The organism is Enterovibrio norvegicus, assembly GCF_002876705.1.
GTDB lineage: Bacteria > Pseudomonadota > Gammaproteobacteria > Enterobacterales > Vibrionaceae > Enterovibrio > Enterovibrio norvegicus_B.
This window is the reverse complement of the sequence record NZ_MDAG01000010.1, coordinates 99703-123479: the sequence shown is the minus strand read 5'-3', so window position 1 is coordinate 123479 and position 23777 is coordinate 99703. Positions and strand designations below refer to the sequence as shown.

General features: G+C 48.1%; 18 protein-coding genes. 15 read left to right on the top strand and 3 right to left on the bottom strand.

What is annotated here, in order from left to right:
• Positions 1-126 precede the first annotated feature (126 nt).
• From pepB to BCT27_RS06415, 11 genes are all read left to right on the top strand, one after another.
• Positions 127-1431 carry an aminopeptidase PepB gene (gene pepB / locus BCT27_RS06465; protein WP_102395351.1) on the top strand — a complete coding sequence of 435 codons (1305 nt, stop codon included), beginning with the start codon at positions 127-129 and terminating at the stop codon, positions 1429-1431.
• Positions 1432-1624: 193 nt separating this feature from the next.
• Positions 1625-2056 carry a nucleoside-diphosphate kinase gene (gene ndk, locus BCT27_RS06460; protein WP_102318456.1) on the top strand — a complete coding sequence of 144 codons (432 nt, stop codon included), beginning with the start codon at positions 1625-1627 and terminating at the stop codon, positions 2054-2056.
• 413 nt (positions 2057-2469) lie between these two features.
• On the top strand, positions 2470-3591 hold the full coding sequence (gene rlmN, locus BCT27_RS06455; protein WP_102395350.1) for a dual-specificity RNA methyltransferase RlmN: 1122 nt from the start codon (positions 2470-2472) through the stop codon (positions 3589-3591).
• 23 nt (positions 3592-3614) lie between these two features.
• Positions 3615-4370 (top strand): type IV pilus biogenesis/stability protein PilW, encoded by a 756-nt coding sequence (gene pilW / locus BCT27_RS06450; protein ID WP_198597520.1) that lies wholly within the window; start codon positions 3615-3617, stop codon positions 4368-4370.
• Positions 4360-5397 carry a cytoskeleton protein RodZ gene (gene rodZ, locus BCT27_RS06445; protein ID WP_102395349.1) on the top strand — a complete coding sequence of 346 codons (1038 nt, stop codon included), beginning with the start codon at positions 4360-4362 and terminating at the stop codon, positions 5395-5397. The genes pilW and rodZ overlap by 11 nt, the downstream gene beginning before the upstream one ends.
• Positions 5398-5412: 15 nt before the next feature.
• Complete coding sequence (ispG, locus tag BCT27_RS06440; protein WP_102318452.1) at positions 5413-6531, top strand: flavodoxin-dependent (E)-4-hydroxy-3-methylbut-2-enyl-diphosphate synthase; 1119 nt, start codon at positions 5413-5415, stop codon at positions 6529-6531.
• A gap of 49 nt (positions 6532-6580) precedes the next feature.
• A complete protein-coding gene (hisS, locus tag BCT27_RS06435; RefSeq protein WP_102395348.1) occupies positions 6581-7849 on the top strand; it encodes a histidine--tRNA ligase in 1269 nt (422 codons plus the stop codon).
• Between the two features lie 13 nt (positions 7850-7862).
• A complete protein-coding gene (locus tag BCT27_RS06430) occupies positions 7863-8471 on the top strand; it encodes a YfgM family protein (protein ID WP_017008631.1) in 609 nt (202 codons plus the stop codon).
• Positions 8472-8480: 9 nt separating this feature from the next.
• Positions 8481-9641, top strand: a complete 1161-nt coding sequence (bamB, locus tag BCT27_RS06425; RefSeq protein WP_102395347.1) for an outer membrane protein assembly factor BamB — start codon at positions 8481-8483, stop codon at positions 9639-9641.
• A gap of 125 nt (positions 9642-9766) precedes the next feature.
• The gene (gene der / locus BCT27_RS06420) at positions 9767-11260 is read left to right on the top strand and encodes a ribosome biogenesis GTPase Der (protein ID WP_102389659.1); all 1494 of its coding nucleotides are present in this window, start codon (positions 9767-9769) and stop codon (positions 11258-11260) included.
• A 577-nt stretch (positions 11261-11837) separates the two neighbouring features.
• A complete protein-coding gene (locus tag BCT27_RS06415) occupies positions 11838-12071 on the top strand; it encodes a zinc ribbon domain-containing protein (RefSeq protein WP_102318449.1) in 234 nt (77 codons plus the stop codon).
• Between the two features lie 30 nt (positions 12072-12101).
• On the opposite strand, the gene xseA is transcribed toward BCT27_RS06415, so the two are convergent.
• Positions 12102-13430 (bottom strand): exodeoxyribonuclease VII large subunit, encoded by a 1329-nt coding sequence (gene xseA / locus BCT27_RS06410; RefSeq protein WP_102395346.1) that lies wholly within the window; start codon positions 13428-13430, stop codon positions 12102-12104.
• 163 nt (positions 13431-13593) lie between these two features.
• Here xseA and guaB point away from each other — a divergent pair, with 163 nt between their 5' ends.
• The 4 genes from guaB (at position 13594) to BCT27_RS06390 (ending at position 21352) form a co-directional block, all read left to right on the top strand.
• On the top strand, positions 13594-15060 hold the full coding sequence (gene guaB / locus BCT27_RS06405) for an IMP dehydrogenase (protein WP_102389667.1): 1467 nt from the start codon (positions 13594-13596) through the stop codon (positions 15058-15060).
• A 67-nt stretch (positions 15061-15127) separates the two neighbouring features.
• A complete protein-coding gene (gene guaA, locus BCT27_RS06400) occupies positions 15128-16705 on the top strand; it encodes a glutamine-hydrolyzing GMP synthase (protein WP_102389669.1) in 1578 nt (525 codons plus the stop codon).
• Positions 16706-17188: 483 nt separating this feature from the next.
• Positions 17189-19366, top strand: coding sequence for a calcium-binding protein (locus tag BCT27_RS06395; RefSeq protein ID WP_102389672.1), 2178 nt, complete (start codon positions 17189-17191; stop codon positions 19364-19366).
• 426 nt (positions 19367-19792) lie between these two features.
• The gene (locus BCT27_RS06390; RefSeq protein WP_017008638.1) at positions 19793-21352 is read left to right on the top strand and encodes an AbgT family transporter; all 1560 of its coding nucleotides are present in this window, start codon (positions 19793-19795) and stop codon (positions 21350-21352) included.
• 254 nt (positions 21353-21606) lie between these two features.
• Here BCT27_RS06390 and fghA read toward each other — a convergent pair whose 3' ends face one another.
• Positions 21607-22449, bottom strand: coding sequence for an S-formylglutathione hydrolase (gene fghA / locus BCT27_RS06385; RefSeq protein ID WP_102318445.1), 843 nt, complete (start codon positions 22447-22449; stop codon positions 21607-21609).
• A gap of 58 nt (positions 22450-22507) precedes the next feature.
• Positions 22508-23638, bottom strand: a complete 1131-nt coding sequence (locus BCT27_RS06380) for an S-(hydroxymethyl)glutathione dehydrogenase/class III alcohol dehydrogenase (protein ID WP_102318444.1) — start codon at positions 23636-23638, stop codon at positions 22508-22510.
• Positions 23639-23777 lie beyond the last annotated feature (139 nt).

Below are 23777 nucleotides of genomic sequence, written 5' to 3'. Positions count from 1 at the left end.
TGATACACATACTGCAAAGGGTATGTGCTTGCTATCAAGCTTTCCCTTCGTAGATAACAAACGTCAGCCTTCAGAATTAAAAACCTTACTATTGTTTCAGTAAGGGCTAGGAACAAGGAGTTCAACATGACCGACAAGATGCAAATCGCACTGACCAATGAGCCTGCAGCAGATGTGTGGGGTGGTGCGAACGCCGTTATCTCTTTTGACCAACACGGTGCGACGGTGCACGCGAAGGGTGAAGCCGCTCTGGATAATGTGCAGCAAGCCGCGAGAAAGCTGGATACGCAAGGTATTCGCAAAGTGGCGTTGAAAGGCGATAACTGGGACGTCGAATCTGCGTGGGCATTCTATCAAGGTTTACGTGGCCCAAAAGCGGGCTATGAGTTTGCTGCGCCAACACTGGACGACAAACAACAGAAAGAGTTGAACAACCGCATTGTGGCGACAGATTGGGTTCGCCAAATTATCAATGAAACCGCGGAAGAAGTCGGCCCTCAGCAACTTGCAGTTCGTGCTGGTGAGTTCATTAAATCACAGGCGCCAAACCCAGAAAACGTGAAATACAAGATTGTGTCAGGCGCTGACTTGCTTGAGCACGGTTGGGTCGGCATTCACACCGTGGGTCGCGGCTCTGCGCGTAAACCGGCGATGCTGCAGTTGGACTACAACCCAACGGGCGATGCGGATGCTGACGTGTTCGCGTGTATCATTGGTAAAGGCATTACCTTTGACTCTGGTGGCTACAGCATCAAGCAGTCGAGCTACATGGATTCAATGAAAGCCGACATGGGCGGTGCGGCAATGGCGACCGGTGGTTTAGGGCTTGCGATTGCACAAGGGTTAAACAAGCGCGTTAAGCTGATTCTGTGCTGTGCTGAAAACATGATTTCCAGCAATGCTTACAAACTTGGCGACATCATCACCTACAAAAATGGTGTGACCGTTGAAGTATTGAATTCGGATGCAGAAGGACGCCTAGTGCTTGCGGATGGTCTCCTTTACGCGAACAAGTACAATCCTACATTGACCATAGACTGTGCGACCTTAACCGGTTCTGCCAAAATGGCGTTGGGCAATGATTACCATGCATTGTTCTCGTTTGACCAAAATCTCGCTCAGCGTTGCATTAGCGCTGCTGATGCGGAAAACGAAGGCATGTGGCAGCTGCCACTTGCTGAATTCCACCGCAACATGCTGCCTTCAAGCTTTGCTGATTTGGCGAACGTGAGTGGTGGACAGTATTCACCTGGCGCGAGCACGGCAGCTGCGTTTTTGTCGTACTTCGTTGATGACTACAAAAAAGGGTGGGTTCACCTTGATTGCTCGGGCACGTACCGTAAAGGCGCAAGCGACAAATGGTCGGTTGGCGCAACGGGCATGGGTGTGAAAACCTTGTCTCGCATATTGGTCGACGAATCGGCACGATAACTGATATTTTTGTCGGTAAAAACGCAAAGCAACCTGTTAATTAACAACTCACCCTTAGAATTAACAACAGAGTTAACGGTTCCGCGATATCAGGGTGGGGTATGGCGGAATGCTCTGGTAGGCTGTCCTTAAGATAACAAACTGATAACGCGCTAATAAGGCGTTATCAGGCGAATAAAAAAAGGAATACAAAATGACTATTGAGCGCACTTTTTCGATCGTGAAGCCTGACGCCGTTGAACGTAATTTGATTGGCGCAATTTACCAACGAATTGAAGCAGCAGGATTACGTGTTGTTGCTGCAAAAATGCTGCACCTTTCCGAAGAGAAAGCGAAAGGGTTTTATGCTGAGCATGAGGGAAAGCCTTTTTATAACGATCTCGTTGAATTCATGACGTCTGGTCCAGTGATGGTGCAAACGTTGGAAGGTGACAACGCCATCAGTCGTTACCGCGAACTGATGGGTAAAACGAATCCAGAAGAAGCAGCCTGCGGCACGCTACGTGCAGATTTTGCTGTAAGCATGCGTCTAAACTCAGTGCATGGCTCTGATAGCCCTGAGTCTGCAGAACGCGAAATTGCATACTTCTTCGCGAATGATGAGATTTGTCCTCGTAAGGACTGATTCATAAGAGTCGACGAATCACGTAAACAAAGGGAGCGAATGCTCCCTTTTTTATTTTGTGCGTTTCTCGGCGAATACCCAAACGACATGAAGGTGTTCGCCATTGATGTCCTCTGTTCGAGCAAGTTGAATCCTGCATCTTCAGATTGTTTGGGTATACACTAATCAAATGCACCGTTTGAATGAGCAAAACAGCGTCGCAAGCCATGAATGATGCGCGATGGTCATGCTTGTGTCTTCTTTGTGCGTTTGTTGTGGCGAGCGGGGTCACAAGTAAGAGGTGGAATCTGGATCACAAAGACTGTACAATTTCGCGCCTTGATTTCAGGGCTTGCAGTCAAGTGTTGATGCAACGTTGCTGTTAAATCAAACGCAACATATTCCCGTTCTATTACGTTTCACGAGGCAATCTGATGACGACGGAAAAAATTAATCTGCTGGATTTCGATCGGCAATCACTACGAGCGTTTTTCGCTGATGAGTTAGGCGAGAAGGCGTTTCGTGCTGATCAGATCATGAAGTGGATTTACCATTTTGGTTGTGATGACTTCGATCAGATGAACAACATCAACAAAAAGCTTCGTGAAAAACTGAAAGCGAAATGCGAAATTCGCGCGCCAGAAGTGTCCCTTGCAAAGCATTCAAGTGACGGCACCATCAAATGGGCCATGCGCGTGGGTAACCAAGACGTAGAAACGGTTTACATTCCTGATGAAGACCGTGCGACCCTGTGTGTTTCTTCACAAGTAGGCTGTGCGCTTGACTGTAAATTCTGCTCGACTGCGCAACAAGGTTTCAACCGCAACCTGAAAGTGTCCGAAATTATCGGTCAGGTTTGGCGTGCGGCAAAAGAAATTGGTATCGAGAAAGAGACTGGTCGTCGTCCTATCACCAACGTTGTGATGATGGGCATGGGCGAGCCGTTGCTTAACATGAAAAACCTGATCCCGTCGCTGAATTTGATGTTGGATGACTTGGGGTTCGGCCTGTCAAAACGTCGTGTGACTGTGTCGACTTCAGGTGTCGTGTCAGGTCTTGATCAAATGACTGACAAAATCGATGTGGCGTTGGCTATTTCGCTTCATGCTCCAAATGATGAGCTTCGCAGCCAAATCATGCCGATCAATGATCGCTTCAACATCGAGACGTTTTTAGACTCTGTTCGTCGTTATATCGCTTCTTCAAATGCGAACCGTGGACGAGTCACTGTTGAGTATGTGCTCCTTGATCACGTGAATGATGATATGGACCATGCGCGCCAACTCGCAGAGCTGTTAAAAGACACGCCTGCGAAGATAAACCTGATTCCTTTTAACCCCTATCCTGGGTCACCATACAAGAAACCGAGTAATTCGCGCATCGATAGGTTCATGAAAACATTGATGCAATACGATTACACGGTCACGGTGCGTAAAACGCGTGGTGATGATATTGACGCTGCATGCGGTCAGTTAGTCGGCGATGTGATTGACCGTACTAAACGTACTCAAAGCAGACTGAATGTTGAGGAGCAGATTCCCGTCAAATCAGTCTGATAACTGATTGATAGGATGGGAATATGGCAAGGACGCTTTGTAGTCTGTTATTGATGGGATTATTAGCTGGTTGTGTCACAGTAACAGAAGAGAAAAACAACGCGAAGTTTGATACCATTCAAATTGCTGAATCCCGAATAGCGCTTGGGCTTGCCTATCTCGATGCTGGGCAATGGGAAAGGGCACGACAAAACCTTGAACTGGCTGTGCAGCATGCACCGACCTATTATCGTGCACTGATCAGTTTCGCTCACTATCTTCAAGAAGTGGGCGAATACGACCAAGCGGAAGAACAATTTAAGAAAGCGCTTCGTACATCACCGCGAAACGGAGATGTTAGAAACAATTATGGCGTTTTCTTGTGCCGTCAGGAACGTTATGACGAAGCACAAGCAGCCTTTGCCAAAGCGATAGAGCAGCCGTACTATTACAAAATGTCAGGCAGTTACGAAAATGCCGCCATTTGTGCCTTAAAGTCTGGTGACGCGGTCTTAGCAAAGGAATGGTTTGAAAAAGCCATTGATCATGAACCAAATCGTCCATTGTCTACGCTGCAACTTGCAAAGTTAGAAGTGGAAGACGATGAGCTGAATGAAGCCAGATTACGCTTGTTCCAGTTCCATAAGCGATATGGATACCGCTCCAACAGTTTGCTGACTATGATTTCATTGGAAGCAAAAGCGGAGCGCCCTCACGAAGTGGAGCGTTATGCGAATGTATTGGCTAAACAATTCCCTAAATCGAAAGAATATAGACTGTACTTAGCGAATGAATACTGAAAAAAACGAAGAGCAGCCATTAGACATCGAAGCGACACATCCAGGTACCGCGCTGAAGCAAGCAAGAGAAGCGCAAGGGTTGACCGAACAGGATGTGGCGGATCGATTGCGACTTCGTGTTTCCGTTATTCGTGAATTAGAAGCGGATTGTTGCGATCAAAAACAGATCGCCACGTTTACCCGTGGTTATATTCGTTCCTACGCCAAGCTTGTCGGACTAGATTCTGACAAGCTACTGTGCGATTTTCAGCCAGCAAAAGAACATGAAGACTCTGCACAACAAATGCAGAGTTTTTCGCGTAAAACGCGTTTAGAAAAACATGACAGCCGCGTGATGGGATTAACCTGGGTGATCCTTGCGGTGGTGGTTGGCTTGACGGCATTTTGGTGGTGGCAAAACCAGCAAAATGATCCGTTGCTTTCGCTTCCAGAGAGCGCGAACATTTTTGCGCAGCAAGAAACTGAAACCAGCGATGGCAGTACAGTCACCCTTGATGTTGTTACTGACGTTGTTGAGCCTGCATCAACAGATGCTTCAAGTGATACCTCTGCATCTGTCGATGTTGTGAGCAATGTTGATGCTGCGAGCAATGAAAACACAGCGTCTGACGCAAACGCAGCAGAAGGCAATGCGACAGAAGAGAATGTCTCCACTGACATTGTGTTGTCTAAATCAGAGCCAACGCAGACCGCAAGCAGCGCGGAACGCACTGAAACACCCGCGGTGACGACAACAACGGCATCTTCGACCACATCTACAACACCGACTGCAACGCAAAACTCACCGCTTGCGCCGTTAACCATGCGCTTTAGTGCAGATTGTTGGGTGGATGTGCGTGATGCCAATGGCAAGCGCTTGGTTGCGGGTATTAAAACAGCTGGAGAAAGCGTATCGCTATCTGGCAAAGCACCGTTTAAAATCGTCCTAGGTGCACCTAGCGCCGTAGACCTCGCCTATGATGGCAAAAAAGTTGATCTCAGTGGTTATCCTTCAGGTCGGGTAGCCCGTTTGAGCCTTCCGAAGTAATTCAGAGTACACCTAATGCATACCGAATCTCCTATTAAACGTCGTCAATCCACGCGTATCTATGTGGGTGACGTGCCAATCGGCGACGGCGCACCAATAGCAGTCCAGTCAATGACAAACACCCGCACAACTGACGTCGACGCGACAGTTGCGCAAATTCAGGCGCTGGAAAAAGTCGGTGCTGATATTGTTCGTATCTCTGTGCCTACCATGGAAGCCGCAGAAGCGTTTAAGTTGATCCGCCAACAAACGTCGATTGCGTTGGTTGCTGATATTCATTTCGACTATCGTATCGCGCTTAAAGTCGCTGAGTACGGTGTGGATTGTTTGCGTATCAACCCAGGTAACATTGGCAATGAACAGCGCATTCGTTCAGTCGTGGATGCGGCGCGCGACAAAAATATCCCTATCCGAATTGGTGTGAATGGCGGCTCACTTGAGCGCGATTTACAAGAAAAATACGGCGAGCCAACGCCGGAAGCGTTGGTGGAATCCGCTATGCGCCACGTTGATATCCTTGATCGCTTGAACTTTGATCAATTCAAAGTCAGCGTGAAAGCGTCTGATGTGTTCTTGGCGGTAGAATCATACCGTCAGCTTGCAAAACGCATTGATCAACCGCTTCACCTTGGTATTACCGAAGCGGGCGGCGCGCGTGCGGGTTCCGTGAAATCGGCGGTTGGCCTTGGTATGCTGCTCAGCGAGGGTATTGGTGATACTCTTCGTATCTCATTGGCAGCAGACCCTGTTGAAGAAATTAAAGTTGGCTTCGACATTCTCAAGTCATTGCGCATTCGTTCACGCGGTGTGAATTTTATTGCGTGCCCAACATGCTCCCGTCAGGAGTTTGATGTTATCGGCACGGTGAATGCGTTGGAGCAACGTCTGGAAGACGTGGTTGTTCCTATGGATGTTTCCATCATTGGTTGTGTGGTCAATGGCCCCGGCGAAGCGGAAGTGTCACACATTGGTGTTGCCGGTAGTAATAAACGCAGTGCGTATTACGACGATGGCAAGCGTCAAAAAGAACGTTTTGATAATGACAACCTGATCGATCAGCTGGAAGCGAAGATCCGGGCAAAGGCATCAATGCTTGATGAAAACAATCGCATTGATGTAAATACAGAGAAGTAAGCAATCCGCAGACTTCACGCGAAACATAAGATCGGTTACGAGAGTTAAAGTGGCAAAATCAATTCAAGCGATTCGAGGCATGAACGACTGCCTCCCTACACAGTCTCCACTTTGGCAAAAAGTTGAAGGCACAGTAAAAGACGTGATCAGCGCATACGGCTACAGCGAAGTGCGCATGCCGATCGTTGAAATGACGAATCTATTCTGTCGCGCAATCGGTGAAGTGACCGACGTGGTAGAAAAAGAAATGTACACCTTTGAAGACCGCAATGGCGATAGCCTGAGTCTTCGTCCTGAAGGGACGGCGGGTTGTGTGCGTGCAGGCATCGAAAATGGCCTGCTGTACAACCAAGAACAACGCCTATGGTACATGGGTCCTATGTTCCGCCACGAACGCCCTCAAAAAGGCCGCTACCGTCAATTCCATCAATTTGGTGTTGAAGTCTTCGGTCTAAATGGCCCTGACGTTGATGCAGAACTGATCATGATGACAGCGCGTCTATGGCGTGAACTGGGTATTCATGAGCACGTTCGTCTTGAGCTGAACTCTATCGGTTCTTTAGAAGCACGCGCAAATTACCGCGAAGCCTTGGTGAGCTTCTTGATGCAGCATGAGTCTGTACTTGATGAAGATTGCAAGCGCCGTATGCACACCAACCCGCTGCGCGTTTTGGACACCAAGGTACCAGAAATCCAAGCGGTACTGACTGACGCACCTAAGCTGTCGGAGTACTTGGATGAAGCGTCAACGCAACATTTTGCAGGTTTGTGTGAACTGTTGGACGCGGCTGGCATCCAATACTCGGTTAACGAGAAATTGGTACGTGGTCTTGATTACTACAACCGTACTGTTTTCGAATGGATCACTGAAAGCCTAGGGTCTCAAGGTACGATCTGTGGCGGTGGCCGTTATGATGGCCTTGTTGAGCAACTGGGCGGCAAAGCGACGCCTGCGGTTGGCTTTGCAATGGGTGTTGAGCGTTTGGTTCTGTTGATGGAAACACTCGAGCTTAACGAAACACGTCCCGCTGTTGATGTTTACATGGTAACGTCGGGCGAAGGCACACTGGCTGCGGGCATGAAACTGGCTGAAATGCTGCGTGAAACCGTGTCAGGTCTGCGTGTGATGACCCACTTCGGTGGTGGTAACTTTAAGAAACAATTTAAGCGCGCGGATAAAGTCGGCGCGTCTGTTGCTCTCGTGTTGGGTGAAGATGAAGTTGCGCAAAATATGGTGACTTACAAAGACCTTAAAGGCGGCGAGCAGCTAACCATTTCTCAGGATGATGTAGCCGAAAAATTGGCTCAATTGGTTTAAGAGAGGACAAAACGTGGACGTCTACACCACAGAAGAACAACAAGTCGAAGCGATTAAACAGTGGTGGCGGGATAACGGTAAAGCCGTTGTCCTCGGCGCAGTGATTGGTTTGGGTGGCCTATATGGATGGCGCTATTTCCAAGCTGAACAAGAAACGGGCCGCGAGCAAGCATCTGAAGCTTACACACAAGTCGTCAATGCATTGGCGGCGGGTGATGAAAAAGCAGAAGAACAAGCTGCCGCTTTCATCAGTGAGCGTCAAGGCGAAGCGTATGCCTCTCTCTTGTCTCTACAATTGGCAAAATCGCTGGTTGAAACCAATGAATTGGTAAAAGCCGCGGAACAGCTTCGCATGGTTCAATCATCAAAAGATGAAACCCTAAGTGCGATTGCTTCTGTGCGTCTTGCGCGTGTTGAAGCTGAACTGAAAAATTACGATGTAGCGCTGAAAGAATTGGACAAAGTGACAGCACAAAGCTGGACTGCTCAAGTTGAAGAGCTACGTGGTGACATCGAACTTCGTCAGGGAGACACAGCCGCAGCACGTTCTGCGTATGCAGCATCTATCGCCGCTGCTTCAAACCCTGTTGTTCAGATGAAGCTAGATAATCTGCCGCAATAAGGTCTGACAATGATGCGCAAGGGATGGAAACATGTTGGTGCAGTCGCCCTTTTAGGCGCACTACTTGCTGGTTGTGCGAGTGAAGAAGATTCGATCCAAATGGCACCATTGCCAGTGGTTCAAAGCGAATTTACTCCAGCACAATTGTGGTCTTCTCAAGTGGGTGATGGTGTTGGGCGCTATTTCAGCAATCTATCACCAGCAGTGGCTTACGATAAAGTGTATGCTGCTGACCGCGACGGTATCGTCTCGGCCATGGATCTTGAAAGCGGCAAAACCGTTTGGAGTGTGAACCTTGGTGAAGAAGCGCCTGCGCTTCTTTCTGGCGGTATCACAGCTTCATACAGCAAATTGTACATTGGTACTGAAACTGGCGAACTCATTGCGCTGGATGAAGAAACCGGTGAGCTCGTATGGCGCACGCAAGTTGGTGGCGAAATTTTGTCTAAACCGCTTGCTGATGAAGGGCTGATCGTGGTGAATTCAAGCCGTGGTGAGATTTCAGCTTATGAAGCTGAAACGGGTGAGCAGCGCTGGAGTTTGTCCAGTGAAGTGCCAAACCTGACGCTTCGTGGTGACAGTTCGCCAGTCTCGATTTCCGGTGGTGTATTCTGGGGCATGGCAAATGGTCGCCTAGGTGCTGCATTCATTGAGAATGGCAATATCATTTGGCAGCAAACCATTGCAAGCCCGAAAGGCGCAACGGAAATTGATCGTTTGGTTGATGTTGATTCAACGCCAGTGGTTGCGGGTTCATTGCTTTATGCGGTGGGTTACAACGGTTCGTTGGTGGCGATCGATTTACGTTCAGGTCGCCCTGCATGGAAACGCACGTACAGTTCGTCAACAGATATCATGGTTGCTGGGAGCTACTTGTTCCTGATCACCGATAAAGATTATGTTGTTGCTGTTGATGCACGTAGTGGCACAGAGCTTTGGACGAACAAAGAACTTGAGTATCGTCAGCTAACCGCGCCTGTGGCTATTTCTGGCTATGTGGTTGTCGGTGATGCCGAAGGCTACCTACACTGGATTGATCCAACGTCTGGTGAGTTTGTTGCACAACAGCAGCTTGATGATAGTGGCATTGCGGTTGCGCCAATGAACGTGGACGATGGGTATATCGTTGTTACACGCGATGGCAGCATCAGCAAAAAGCAAACGCCATAGTTAAATCGTAACGTCCAATTCGATACAAGGTATTGAGTATTGGGCGTTTATAAAATATTCGGCTCCTGACTTTTCAAAGTCAGGAGCCGCTGTTATTCATAACCAAGAAAATTCTAGAGGTCAGTATGATTCCTGTAGTAGCCCTTGTTGGGCGTCCGAATGTTGGGAAGTCGACACTCTTTAACCGGCTAACACGTACGCGCGATGCGCTTGTTGCCGATTTTCCGGGATTGACCAGGGATCGTAAATACGGAAAAGCCATGCTGGGCGAGCACGAGTTCATCGTGGTTGATACCGGTGGTATTGATGGCACAGAAGAAGGTGTCGAAACCAAAATGGCTGAACAGTCATTGGCTGCGATTGAAGAAGCTGATGTTGTTTTGTTCATGGTTGATGGACGTGCCGGTTTGACGGTTGCGGATGAAGCGATCGCTCAACATCTACGTTCACGTGAAAAAACCACCTTCCTTGTCGTTAACAAGGTTGATGGCATCGACGCTGATGCTGCAAGTGCAGAGTTCTGGCAGTTGGGCATGGAGCACATGTTCCAAATCGCTGCTGCACATGGTCGTGGTGTTCTCGGTCTGATGGATCGCGCTTTGAAACCGTATGCGGAAGCATTGGCAGAAAAAGAAGCACAAGAAGGCCTGGTCGATCTGACTGGCGAAGAAGAATTTGAGGAAGTAGATAAAGATCTGACGGAAGAAGATGCAGAAACTGCGCTTCAGCGTCTGCAAAATCTGCCAATCAAATTCGGTATTATTGGCCGTCCAAACGTAGGTAAATCAACACTGACTAACCGTATTCTCGGTGAAGATCGCGTGGTGGTTTACGACATGCCAGGCACAACTCGTGACTCTATCTATATTCCTATGGAACGTGATGGTCGCGAGTATGTGATTATTGATACAGCGGGTGTTCGTCGTCGTAAGCGTGTTAACGAAAAAGTAGAAAAATTCTCTGTTATCCAAACACTGAAAGCGATCGAAGATTCGAACGTTGTGTTGCTCGTGATTGATGCGCGTGAAAACATCTCAGACCAAGATCTGAGCTTGTTGGGCTTTGCCTTGAACGCGGGCCGCTCAATCGTGATTGCAGTGAACAAGTGGGATGGTTTGGATAAAGACGTGAAAGACCGCGTTAAATCTGAGCTAGATCGCCGTTTAGGTTTCGTTGACTTCGCGCGCATCCACTTTATCTCGGCACTGCATGGAACAGGTGTTGGTCACTTGTTTGAGTCAATTCAGGAAGCGTATGAGTCCGCGACTAAGCGTATCTCAACAGCAATGCTGACACGCATCATGAACATGGCACAAGACGATCACCAACCACCTATGATCCGCGGTCGTCGTGTGAAGTTGAAATATGCGCACGCGGGTGGTTACAACCCACCGATCTTTGTGATTCACGGTAACCAAGTGAAAGAGCTGCCTGATTCTTACAAGCGCTATTTGATGAACTACTTCCGTAAATCGCTAAAAATCATGGGTACGCCAATTCGTATTCAATTCCAAAGCAGCGAGAACCCGTTTGAAGGTAAGGGTGAAAAACTCACTATCTCTCAATCGCGCCAACGTAAACGCTTGATGGATATGGTTAAAAACCGTAATAAGAAATAATCATTCTGAATGATGATGAAAAACCGGCCCAGAGGGGCCGGTTTTTTTATGCCTTTTAATCTTCACAGAGTTTTAAAAAAACATCTTTCCGTAATTTTGCCATTTTGGCTCATGCTTTCAGAGATCCCTCAGAAAAAATGCCAGATCACAGCGATGTTGTTATTGATCTGTTTCTTCCGTTTCACTAATTAATTGATCTTAGTCACATTAAAAGTGTGATTCAGTTAAAAATATCGTTCTAGATGGCATGGATGAATTAATGTACGCTCGATAAATGACCTTGTATTTATAAAAATCTGTAAATGTTCATTGTGATAACATTGTGCAATATTTTATATTGCCTAAAATCCATATACAGAACATGTAACTTATGCTTTCGGGAGTTGTATTGATAAATATTCTTTTGAGGGGTGATCGCTGATCAGATGCCGTTAACGCGGAGATCTGACGATCTTCTTAGGATCCAGCAAGACGCTGTTCTCATGCGTTCACTATTAAAGATAGAATAGAAAAGCAGACTGCGTGCTGTATAAGCGTATGAAAATACAGTGAGAGAGGTTGATTGGTGGGGAGCGCTATGGAAAATTTATGTCCTGATTGTGGACAAGCATTGATGTGGGAAAGCGGCGTATATGTTTGTAATCCTTGCGATAACACCTTTATCAAACAGGGATACTGCAAAACGTGCAGCGCTCAGTTAGAGAGGCTTCAGGCCTGTGGCTCAACCAGTTACTTCTGCCATGAGTGCAATGAGTTAAAATCTCGCTCAACGGCAAACATTGTCTTTGAAGCAAAAAAAACGGTGTCTTAAAGACACCGTTTTTCCATCAGCAAGATCCCATCAAAGGATCGTGGATTGCACTTCACCGTCTGCAAGTGTCGTTGTAATCACATCACCTTTTGATGTGTCTGCGACGTTTTTCAGCACGTTTCCTTTGTCATTGCGCGTGATCGAATAGCCTCGCGCTAATGTGGCAAGCGGACTTACGGCATCCAGCGTTTCCATTTGTAGCGCCAGAGCATGGCGCTGTTGGCTCATCAATTGTTTCATGCCATCAACCAAACGTTGCTCCGTGTAACGAAGCTGAATACTGAGTTGTGGAATCTGACTGGCAGGAGAGTAACGCTCTAAGCGTTGTGCCGATCGATCAAGACGTTGTGCCTCAGTTTGAAGCGTTTGACGCATGGATTGGTATAAACGTCGCTCAAGCTCATCAAACTGCTGTGCTTGCTGTTGGAGCCTCGCTTGGGGGTGTTGCATTGCCAAACGGTGTTGAAGCCTTGTGAGGGCTGTTCTGCTTCTTGCTAGGTGGGTCGAGACACTGTGCGCTAGCCTATCGGTACGCTGAGAATACTGTTGAGTACGTAGTGAGGTATCACGGCTGACGAGCTCAGCGGCCGCTGACGGGGTCGGTGCTCTAACATCGGCAACAAAATCGGCAATGGTGACATCCACTTCATGGCCGACCGCACTCACAATAGGAATGGTACTGGCAGCAATCGTGCGCGCGACAATCTCTTCGTTAAAACACCATAAATCTTCTAATGAACCGCCGCCACGTCCAACAATCAGCACGTCACATTCATCTCGACTGTTTGCTCTGCCTATGGCTTGTGCAATTTGAATGGCGGCATCTTTGCCTTGTACCTGTGTCGGATAAATCACCACAGGAAGGCTTGGGTCACGTCGTTTTAATACATGCAGAATGTCGTGCAGTGCAGCGCCTGTTTTAGAGGTGATGATACCAACACGACGGGGTTGTTCCGGCAGTGGGCGTTTTAAGGCAGCCGCGAACAGGCCTTCTGCCGCTAAACTCATCTTCAGTTGATCAAACTGTTGTTGAAGCATGCCATCACCTTCTGGCTGCATGCTTTCTACGATGATTTGGTAGTCACCACGTGGCTCATAAAGGGAGATACGTGCGCGAACCAACACTTGGTTGCCGTTGGCTGGTTTAAAGGTAACGCGGCGATTGTTGCCTTTAAACATGGCGCACTTAACTTGAGCGCGGCTGTCTTTAAGCGTGAAATACCAGTGACCGGAAACTGGGACGGTTAAATTCGATATTTCACCGACTAACCAGACGATGCCCATTTCGTTCTCTAACAGAAGGCGAACTTCCGCGTTCAAACGAGAGACAGTGAAAATGTTTTCGTTCGGGCTTGTCATCACCAGTTAGCCTTAAATATCAGCGGGTTTTCGTCATGGTACTGGGGCAAAAAATGAATGCCAAACGATTTCGTGAAAATCTATAGCCAAACGTTTGCGTCATCAGTATAATGCGGCGGCAATATTTAGTCCCCCGTATTTAATTTTGGCGTGAGATATTGCAATGTTACGAATAGCTAAAGAAGCACTAACTTTTGATGATGTATTGCTGGTTCCAGCACATTCCACAGTTCTTCCAAACACTGCCGACTTACGCACTCAACTGACGAAAACTATTTCATTGAACATCCCTCTGATCTCAGCGGCGATGGATACAGTGACTGAAGCCCGTCTTGCGATTGCGTTAGCTCAAGAAGGCGGTATTGGTTTCATCCACAAAAACATGACCATCGAACAGCAAGCGGAACAAGTACGCTTGGTGAAAATCTTCGAAGCGGGTGTTGTTTCTAATCCTGTTACGGTTACTCCAGACCAAACCATCGCAGACGTGAAATTGCTGACAGAGCGTAATGGCTTTGCAGGTTTCCCTGTTGTGACTGAGACCAACGAACTGGTTGGTATCATCACAGGTCGTGATGTTCGCTTTGTAACGGATCTCAGCCTAAAAGTGGCTGACGTGATGACGCCAAAAGATCGCCTTGCCACCGTTAAAGAAGGTGCAAGCCGCGAAGAAGTTCAGAAACTGATGCAGCAATTCCGTGTTGAGAAAGTGCTGGTGGTTAATGACGACCATCACCTGAGCGGTATGATCACAGCAAAAGACTTCCAGAAAGCTGAGCGCAAACCAAACGCATGTAAAGATGAGCAAGGCCGTCTCCGCGTAGGTGCTGCGGTTGGTGCAGGTGCAGGTAACGAAGAACGTGTTGCTGCACTTGCTGAAGCGGGTGTTGATGTACTGCTTATTGATTCTTCTCACGGCCACTCTGAAGGTGTTCTTCAACGTATTCGTGAAACGCGCGCAGCGTTCCCAGATCTACAAATCATCGGCGGCAACGTGGCAACAGCTTCTGGCGCATTGTCACTGATTGAAGCGGGTGTTGATGCGGTTAAAGTGGGTATTGGCCCAGGTTCAATCTGTACCACGCGCATCGTTACTGGCGTAGGTGTTCCACAAATCACTGCGATTTCTGATGCAGTAGAAGTGGCGAATCAGCACGGCATTCCGGTTATCGCTGATGGCGGTATTCGTTTCTCTGGTGACCTGTGTAAAGCCATTGTTGCTGGCGCATCTTGTGTGATGGTTGGCTCAATGTTGGCAGGTACTGAAGAATCTCCAGGTGAAGTCGAACTTTACCAAGGCCGTTCTTACAAATCTTACCGTGGTATGGGTTCTCTTGGCGCGATGTCTAAAGGCTCATCTGACCGTTACTTCCAAACGGATAACGCAGCAGACAAGCTTGTACCTGAAGGTATCGAAGGCCGTGTGGCTTACAAAGGCCGCCTGAAAGAAATCATTCACCAGCAAATGGGTGGCTTGCGCTCTTGTATGGGCCTAACGGGCTCTGCAACGATTGAAGCGCTGCGCACCAAAGCAGAATTTGTTCGTATTACAGGTGCAGGCATGACCGAATCGCATGCGCACGATGTAACGATCACCAAAGAAGCGCCTAACTACCGTACTGGTCAGTAATCGCAACGACGTTTTTTTGAAGGGGCTTCGTGCCCCTTAACTTGATGACTTTTTGAGAAAATCTGAAATGACCAAAAATATTCACGACCAACGTATTCTGATCCTCGACTTTGGCTCACAGTACACCCAGCTTATTGCTCGCCGTATCCGTGAAATCGGAGTTTACTGTGAACTGTGGGGTTGGGATGTTGACGAGCAGGATATCCGTGACTTTAACCCGAACGGCATCATTCTTTCTGGTGGCCCAGAAAGCGTGACAGAAGCGGGTTCACCTCGTGCACCTGAGTATGTATTCAACGCGGGTGTGCCTGTACTTGGCGTGTGCTACGGCATGCAAACCATGTCAGAGCAGCTTGGTGGTAAAGTGTCGGGTTCAACTGAGCGTGAGTTTGGTTATGCGAAAGTAACGCTCGATAACCCTGGCAGCCTATTTGAAGGCATCGAAGATTCTCTGAACGAAGACGGCCTTGGCATGTTGGACGTTTGGATGAGCCACGGTGATAAAGTGGTTGAAATCCCGTCAGATTTCGTGAAAGTCGCGTCGACGGATACGTGCCCATTTGCAGCAATGGCAAACGAAGAAAAACGCTTCTACGGCGTTCAGTTCCACCCTGAAGTGACACACACTCAACAGGGACTTCGCATGCTTGAGCGTTTCGTGATGGACATTTGTGGCTGTGAGAAGCTGTGGACGTCAGCGTCGATCATTGAAAATGCTATTGAAACAATCAAAGAGCAAGTGGGTGACGATGAAGTGATCCTCGGCTTGTCGGGCGGTGTGGATTCTTCAGTTGTTGCTATGCTGATTCACCGTGCGATTGGTGACAAGCTGACTTGTGTGTTCGTTGATAACGGCCTACTTCGTTTGAACGAAGGCGAGCAAGTGATGGACATGTTTGGTGATCACTTCGGCCTGAACATTGTTCACGTTAAAGCGGAAGACCGTTTCTTGTCTGCGCTGGAAGGTATCGCTGACCCAGAAGCGAAACGTAAGAAAATTGGCCACGTGTTCATTGACGTGTTCGATGAAGAATCGAAGAAGCTGAAAAATGCGAAATGGCTGGCACAAGGTACTATCTACCCTGACGTGATCGAATCTGCTGCGTCTAAGACGGGTAAAGCGCACGTGATCAAATCTCACCACAACGTTGGCGGTTTGCCAGACGACATGGAAATGGGATTAGTAGAGCCGCTGAAAGAGCTGTTCAAAGACGAAGTGCGTAAGATTGGCCTAGAGCTGGGTCTGCCTTACAACATGCTTTACCGCCACCCATTCCCAGGTCCTGGCCTTGGTGTTCGTGTGCTTGGTGAAGTGAAGAAAGAATACTGTGATTTGCTGCGCCGTGCGGATGCGATCTTCATTGAAGAGCTGCACAAAGCCGACCTATACAACAAAGTATCTCAAGCGTTCACTGTATTCCTGCCAGTGCGTTCTGTGGGCGTAATGGGTGACGGTCGTAAATACGATTGGGTTGTGTCTTTACGTGCTGTTGAAACGATCGATTTCATGACCGCACACTGGGCGCATCTGCCATACGATTTCTTGGGTAAGGTGTCTAACCGCATCATCAATGAAGTTGATGGTATTAGCCGTGTTGTTTACGACATTTCAGGCAAACCACCTGCAACAATTGAGTGGGAATAATTCATTATTTCCGTTTCAATAAAGTATGCGTTAATCGCCTAGCTTTTTTAAACCCCGAACAGGCTTCGGGGTTTTTTTATGCTTTGGGTAATGTAAAGGTCAAAAATTAACCATTAGTTGACCGAAGGTTGACATGGGATTATGCAAACATCTGCTTATCATTAAACCTGCTTATCATCAGTACAATAGCGCGGATTTTCAAACAGAACGACGTTCCATATATTCCTGTCTTATTCTTTAGAAAAACACTGACTAGACACTCTTATATATTAGTTAATGCTTTTTTAGTCCTCACCCTATGTCATCTAACTTCATGGTTTAACGCTCATTTTCCTGCCCTTGAAACGTTCTCAACCTCTGCCATAGTCGATAGTGCGATGTATGAGCTTCTAGTCTTCTGTAGCCCAGATGTCTATAGGGCTTCCTACTCTTAAAAGAGGTGCTTACATCGGTATTCGTATGACTTATTAAAAGGTATCGAAAATGGCAACGATCAATGGAACAGTGAACGATGACACACTCGTAGGCACATCAGACGCGGATGAAATCTATGGTTCTGATGGCAATGATTATATCCGCGGCGAGGGTGGTAACGACTATATCAATGGCGGTACAGGCAATGACACTTTGCTCGGTTCGGAAGGCGATGATGAAGTGCACGGCGGTACGGGGGATGACACCATCGTCGGAGGTGGCGGTGCCGACTTCCTCTACGGCAATGATGGCCAAGACAATATTGAAGGCGGTGAGGGTAATGACACCATCTATGCCGGTTTAGCGGACGATGTCGTCTATGGCCAAGCCGGGAACGACGTTATTTTCGGCCAGGGCGGTGTTGACCGTTTATTTGGCGGGGATGGTGATGACACCTTAGATGGCGGTCAAGGTGATGACATTCTCTGGGGGGATGCGGGCAATGACACCATGGATGGCAATGTTGGCGACGATATTCTCTGGGGTGGCGACGGCAACGATACTCAGAATGGCGGCAATGGCGCGGATTATCTCTGGGGGCAAAACGGCGTTGATACGCAACATGGTGGGAATGGCGACGATGTGATGCTCGGCGGTGATGGTGATGACCAAATGTACGGCGATGCGGATAACGACATGTTATTTGGTCAGGCTGGTAGCGACTACATGGATGGTGGTGACGGCGATGACAAACTCGAAGGGTACATTGGTGATGACACCTTAATTGGCGGTGACGGCAATGATGATCTCTGGGCCGGGGACGATGATGACACCATCGATGGCGGTGACGGCGATGACATCATTTCCGGTGGGTGTGATGATGACACGATCACGGGCGGCGATGGCGATGATGTCATTTACGGCGACGAAATAAACCTCGTCCTTAACAGTGGCTTTGAAAGTTGGGGGGATAACTCTGGCAACGATTGGGCATTGCTAGAAGATGACCAAGTGCCGGGCTGGTACAGCGTGGATGCCACGAAGATTGAACTTCAGCAAGGCTCCTTTGGTGGTACTCCCTATAACCCGCAACACAACACGGTGCTAGAACTTGATAGCACGGTAAACACTTCTGTTCGCCAAGACATCGATGTGACTAACGTGACGGCAGATGACGATCGCACCATGAATTTCTCGTTTGACTATGCGAATCGTTTTGCGGGTAACAACACCACAACCAGTCCATTTAAGGTGGAGGTCTTTGATGGTGACGGCAATGTGTTGTTTAGTCGCTCATTCGATAACCAATCGACGGTTCGTGCATACCAAAACTTCGAGGCCAGCTTTGAGATCCCTCAAGGCGTTGAAGACATCACACTGAGCTTTACTGCAACAGGCAAGTCCGACTGTATCGGCGCTTTGATTGATAATGTGGTGCTTGAAGCGACGGATGATTGTCACGGCGATGATGTGATCGACGGTGGTGCGGGTGACGACACCATCTACGGGAATGGCGGCGACGATGTCATTACAGACCACAGCGGCAACAACACCGTCTTTGGTGGTGATGGCGATGATCATATCACCACAGGCAACGGCAGCGATGTGCTGCATGGCGGTAACGGTGATGATGGCTTCTGGGCGGGTGGCGGTAACGACACCATCTATGGCGGAAATGGTAACGATTACGGCGATGGGGGGGCGGGTTGTGACACCTTCTTCGGCGGTAACGGTAACGACGCCTTCTCTGGTGGTTCTGGCAACGACATTCTTTATGGGCAAGCAGGAGACGATACCCTAAATGGCAACGACGGCTGTGATAGCTTGTATGGTGGCCCTGGCGATGACACGCTAAACGGGGGCAATCATAACGATCTTCTTTCTGGCGGCTCGGGTGACGACCACCTGTTTGGCGGCAATGGTTGTGACAAGTTGTACGGCAATTCTGGCAATGATTGGCTACAAGGTGGCAACCACAACGACATTTTAGCCGGTGGCAGTGGCTGTGATAGCTTTGTGTTTGAAACCAACGATGGTCGAGACACCATCAAAGATTTCAACAAGCACTATGATTCGCTGGTGATTGATAATTCTGTCGCTACACACATCAGTCAAGTCAACGTGTATTCGTTTGATTGGGGTAAATCGACTTTGATTACGTTTGATTGTGATAACACACAGATCGTTCTCGAAAACTTCAAATGCTGGAACGTCAGTTCAGACATGTTTGATTTTGCTAATGTTTAATCGCTAACCCTTAAAGCGCTCAAGGCCTCTGCCGATCAGGCGGAGGCTTTTTCATTAACGGTGATTTTTTGTTCACCAATGTATGCCTTTCTTTCAATATTCACTTGAACGTGTCTGATCTTTCTGTCCTCTCAAAACCGTGACGTCACTCACTAACAGCCTGCCTAATACTCATTTCTTCATCCTGACGTAAATGCATTATTTCGTTTGTTGCGCGTCAGGTGGTTCATTGTTTCCAGTGTGTATGAAAGGTGTGTATTTTCTGAACTAATATTCTTTTTTTGTGAGTTAATTGGGTATTTGTGACTACCAAATAAGAATTAAATATGTATTTTATGCTGTTGAATAATTATGACGTGGTTTCACGTCAGCAAAATAATTCGCAGTAAGCGAAGCAAACACACACTTTTAACCATGGAGCTTTACATGAGTAACCATGCTATGGACAACATTCCAGACGCGCCGAAAAGCGCAATGGACAAGTTTCTCAACGGGATTGAGAAAGCAGGGAACAAAATCCCTGATCCGGCATTATTGTTCTTTTATGGACTGTTGATTGTTTGGGGCCTGTCGGCACTTCTTTCTCAGGTTGATTTTGGCCTGATACACCCTGTTACCGGCGCATCCGTAGAAATTAACAACCTCCTTACTGGTACTGCATTGGCGAACTTCCTTGCCAATATGGTGACCACCTTCACTAGCTTCGCGCCTATGGGTATCGTGCTAGTGGCAATGCTGGGTGTGGGTGTGGCAGATGCGTCTGGCTTCATCACCACTGGCCTGAAAAAAATGCTAAACGTCACCCCTAAGAAACTGCTGACACCAGCACTTATCTTAGTGGCCATCGTGTCGCACACAGCGGCAGATGCGGGTTATGTTCTGGTTATTCCATTGGGCGGCATTATCTTCCACGCAGCGGGTCGTCACCCACTGGTGGGTATTGCAGCTGCATTTGCGGGTGTATCAGGTGGTTTCTCTGCGAACTTCATTCCTGCGGGTATCGACCCATTGCTTGCTGGTTTCACCCAGTCAGCAGCACAAGTATTGGACAAAGACTATGTGGTAAACCCACTGGCTAACCTTTACTTCACCGGTTTGTCGTCGTTCCTGATCGTGGGTATCGGTTGGTATGTGACCGAGAAAATCATCGAGCCACGCCTAAATAAACTGCCTATCGATGAAGATGCTGAAAAAGCACCGGATTTGGGTAGTTTCACGGATATCGAAAGTAAAGCATTCAACCGCGCAGGTTTTGCAATGCTTGCAGGTATCGCGTTGCTGGTGTTTGCGATTCTTCCAGAATCTTCAGCACTGCGTTCTCCAGAAGGTGAACTGACAGCATTTACCGCACCGCTAATGAAATCTATCGTGCCATTGATCTTCATCTTGTTTGTGATTCCAGGTGTGGTTTATGGCCGCGTAGCGGGTACATTCAAAACCCAAGGTGACATCATCAAGGCAATGAGCCTGACCATGTCTACCATGGGTAGCTACCTCGTGATGTCATTCTTCTGTGCTCAATTCCTTGCTGCATTCAGCCAATCAAACATTGGTACCTTGCTGGCATTGGAAGGCGCTGAATTGCTAAAAGCACTGAACATGCCTGGTCAATTGACCATCATTGGCATGATCCTGCTTACTGCGAGTGTGAACCTATTGATCGGCTCTGCGTCGGCTAAATGGGCATTGATTGGTCCTATCCTTGTGCCGATGTTGATGGCGTTGGGTATTTCCCCTGAATTGTCTCAAGCGGCTTACCGTGTTGGTGACTCCGTATCTAACATCATTTCTCCTTTGATGGTGTTCTTCCCGCTGGTGGTTGTTTACTGTCAACGTTATGTGAAGAGCACAGGTATCGGTACGCTGGCGTCAATGATGATGCCTTACTCGATTGCCATGCTGATCGGTTGGAGTATCTTCCTGCTAGCATACTGGGCTCTAGGTATCCCATTGGGTATCCAAGCGCCATACACTTACTCTATGTAAGCGTGATCCTTGCCGGTGTGCTTGATCAAAAGCACACCGCAATGCATCGAGAGCCTCGCCACTGTGCGGGGCTTTTTTTCGCCTGAATGTTTACGTATGAATGTGTATGTATGAGCACGGCGCGTGAAAGTCTGCACACGAAAAGGCGCCTAAAAGGGGCAGCCAATAGAAGCAGTAAAAGGGATAGATAGAAAAAGAGACAGACATAAAAAAACCGGCGACTGCCGGTTTTTCTGATTCATAGAAGCCTGATGTTACTTGAGATGCTTGGCGTGAAAGCGCACATGATCTTCAATGAAACTAGAGATGAAGTAATAGCTGTGGTCATAGCCTTCTTGCATACGAAGCGCTAATGGATAGCCAACTTCTTCTGCTGCTTGGAGCAGGTTTTCTGGCTTGAGCTGATCGTGTAAGAACTGGTCGGCATCACCTTGGTCAATGAGCATTGGCAGGTGAGATGTTGCCTTTTTGATCAATGCGCAGCTGTCGTATTCGCGCCATGCATTTTTGTCATCCCCCAAGTAATTGCTCAGGGCTTTTTGTCCCCAAGGGACATTGACGGGGTTCACGATCGGGCTAAAGGCAGACACAGAACGGTACAGGTCGCTGTTTTTCAGTGCGATGGAGAGAGCGCCGTGACCACCCATGCTGTGCCCAGAGATCGCTTTAACGTCGCTAACGGGAAAATGGTCTTCAATCACCGCCGGTAACTCTTTCACCACATAATCGTACATGTGGTAATAGCGATTCCACGGGGCCTCTGTGGCATTCACATAGAAACCTGCGCCAATGCCGAAGTCATACGCGCCATCAGGATCGTCTGGAATGTTTTCTCCACGCGGGCTGGTGTCAGGTGCCACAATGGCAATACCTAGCTCAGCAGCAATGCGGTGTGCGCCTGCTTTCTGCATGAAGTTTTCGTCTGAACACGTCAAGCCGGAAAGCCAGTAAAGCACAGGGACTTTGTTGGTTTCAGAGGCTTGAGGTGGTAGAAAAATGGCGAATCGCATATCACAATGAACAGTACGCGATGCGTGGGTGTATTGCTTATGCCAACCGCCAAAGCTGCGGTTGCTGCTGGTGTTTTCAATACTCATGGCGAGCTCCATTCAAACCGCGCTTTACACAAAAGGTAAAACGCGGTTTTTGACTGAATTACTTGTCGAAGTGAATGACAGAACGAATGCTCTTACCTTCGTGCATCAAGTCGAACGCTTCGTTCACGCCGTCTAAGCCCATGGTATGTGTGATGAAGTCATCCAGTTTGAATTCACCCGCAAGGTAGCGCTCAACGATTTCAGGCAGTTCTGAGCGGCCTTTAACGCCACCGAACGCAGAACCGCGCCACACACGACCGGTTACCAGTTGGAAAGGACGGGTTGAGATCTCTTGGCCTGCACCTGCAACACCGATGATGACTGATTCGCCCCAACCTTTGTGGCAGCACTCAAGTGCAGAACGCATGACGTTAACGTTGCCGATACACTCGAACGAGTAATCCACACCGCCATCTGTCATTTCAACGATCACGTCTTGAATCGGCTTATCAAACTTACTTGGGTTGATGCAATCGGTCGCGCCTAACTTGGTTGCGAGCTCGAATTTGCTTTCGTTCAGGTCAATACCAATGATGCGGCTCGCGCCTGCCATTGCTGCACCGATGATGGCTGACAAACCAATACCACCAAGGCCGAATACAGCAACTGTATCGCCTTTTTGTACTTTTGCCGTGTTAAGCACCGCACCCATGCCCGTTGTTACGCCACAACCCAACAAGCACACTTCTTCAAGTGGTGCTTCTTTGTTGACTTTGGCTAACGAGATCTCAGGTAATACGGTGTACTCAGAGAAGGTTGAACAACCCATGTAGTGGTAAATCGGTTGGCCGTCTTTGTAGAAGCGAGTAGTGCCGTCTGGCATTAAGCCTTTACCTTGGGTTTCACGAATTTTCTGACACAGGTTAGTTTTGCCTGATGTACAGAACTTACACTCCCCACATTCTGGTGTGTAAAGTGGAATGACGTGATCACCCACTTGTACGCTGGTGACACCTTCGCCGATTTGCTCAACGATACCACCACCTTCATGACCCAAAATGGCAGGGAAAATACCTTCTGGATCATCACCTGAAAGGGTGAAGGCATCGGTATGACAGACACCCGTTGCTACGATGCGCACAAGCACTTCGCCAGCTTTAGGTAGCATCACATCTACTTCTTCAATGCTCAGTGGTTTGCCTGCTTCCCATGCAATCGCTGCACGAGATTTGATGAATTGGTCTGCCATGAAAAAAATCCTCAGAAATTGGGTCAGTCGTCTTCTTGACTAACCGTAGGAGAAACCAGAAGCAGAAACATGTTCACTTCTGTGACAGCGCAGCATTACGCCATCAATGTGGAAACAGTTTATTTGTTTCCTGTCATTT

What these genes read in the sequence shown, in the direction of transcription:
- rlmN (WP_102395350.1), top strand. Translation starts at nt 2,470, where the DNA reads ATGACGACGGAAAAAATTAATCTGCTGGATTTCGATCGGCAATCACTA.
- ndk (WP_102318456.1), top strand. Translation starts at nt 1,625, where the DNA reads ATGACTATTGAGCGCACTTTTTCGATCGTGAAGCCTGACGCCGTTGAA.
- BCT27_RS06415 (WP_102318449.1), top strand. Translation starts at nt 11,838, where the DNA reads ATGGAAAATTTATGTCCTGATTGTGGACAAGCATTGATGTGGGAAAGC.
- fghA (WP_102318445.1), bottom strand. Translation starts at nt 22,449, where the DNA reads ATGAGTATTGAAAACACCAGCAGCAACCGCAGCTTTGGCGGTTGGCAT.
- rodZ (WP_102395349.1), top strand. Translation starts at nt 4,360, where the DNA reads ATGAATACTGAAAAAAACGAAGAGCAGCCATTAGACATCGAAGCGACA.
- guaA (WP_102389669.1), top strand. Translation starts at nt 15,128, where the DNA reads ATGACCAAAAATATTCACGACCAACGTATTCTGATCCTCGACTTTGGC.
- BCT27_RS06380 (WP_102318444.1), bottom strand. Translation starts at nt 23,638, where the DNA reads ATGGCAGACCAATTCATCAAATCTCGTGCAGCGATTGCATGGGAAGCA.
- guaB (WP_102389667.1), top strand. Translation starts at nt 13,594, where the DNA reads ATGTTACGAATAGCTAAAGAAGCACTAACTTTTGATGATGTATTGCTG.
- BCT27_RS06395 (WP_102389672.1), top strand. Translation starts at nt 17,189, where the DNA reads ATGGCAACGATCAATGGAACAGTGAACGATGACACACTCGTAGGCACA.
- BCT27_RS06390 (WP_017008638.1), top strand. Translation starts at nt 19,793, where the DNA reads ATGAGTAACCATGCTATGGACAACATTCCAGACGCGCCGAAAAGCGCA.
- xseA (WP_102395346.1), bottom strand. Translation starts at nt 13,430, where the DNA reads ATGACAAGCCCGAACGAAAACATTTTCACTGTCTCTCGTTTGAACGCG.
- pilW (WP_198597520.1), top strand. Translation starts at nt 3,615, where the DNA reads ATGGCAAGGACGCTTTGTAGTCTGTTATTGATGGGATTATTAGCTGGT.
- pepB (WP_102395351.1), top strand. Translation starts at nt 127, where the DNA reads ATGACCGACAAGATGCAAATCGCACTGACCAATGAGCCTGCAGCAGAT.
- ispG (WP_102318452.1), top strand. Translation starts at nt 5,413, where the DNA reads ATGCATACCGAATCTCCTATTAAACGTCGTCAATCCACGCGTATCTAT.
- der (WP_102389659.1), top strand. Translation starts at nt 9,767, where the DNA reads ATGATTCCTGTAGTAGCCCTTGTTGGGCGTCCGAATGTTGGGAAGTCG.
- bamB (WP_102395347.1), top strand. Translation starts at nt 8,481, where the DNA reads ATGATGCGCAAGGGATGGAAACATGTTGGTGCAGTCGCCCTTTTAGGC.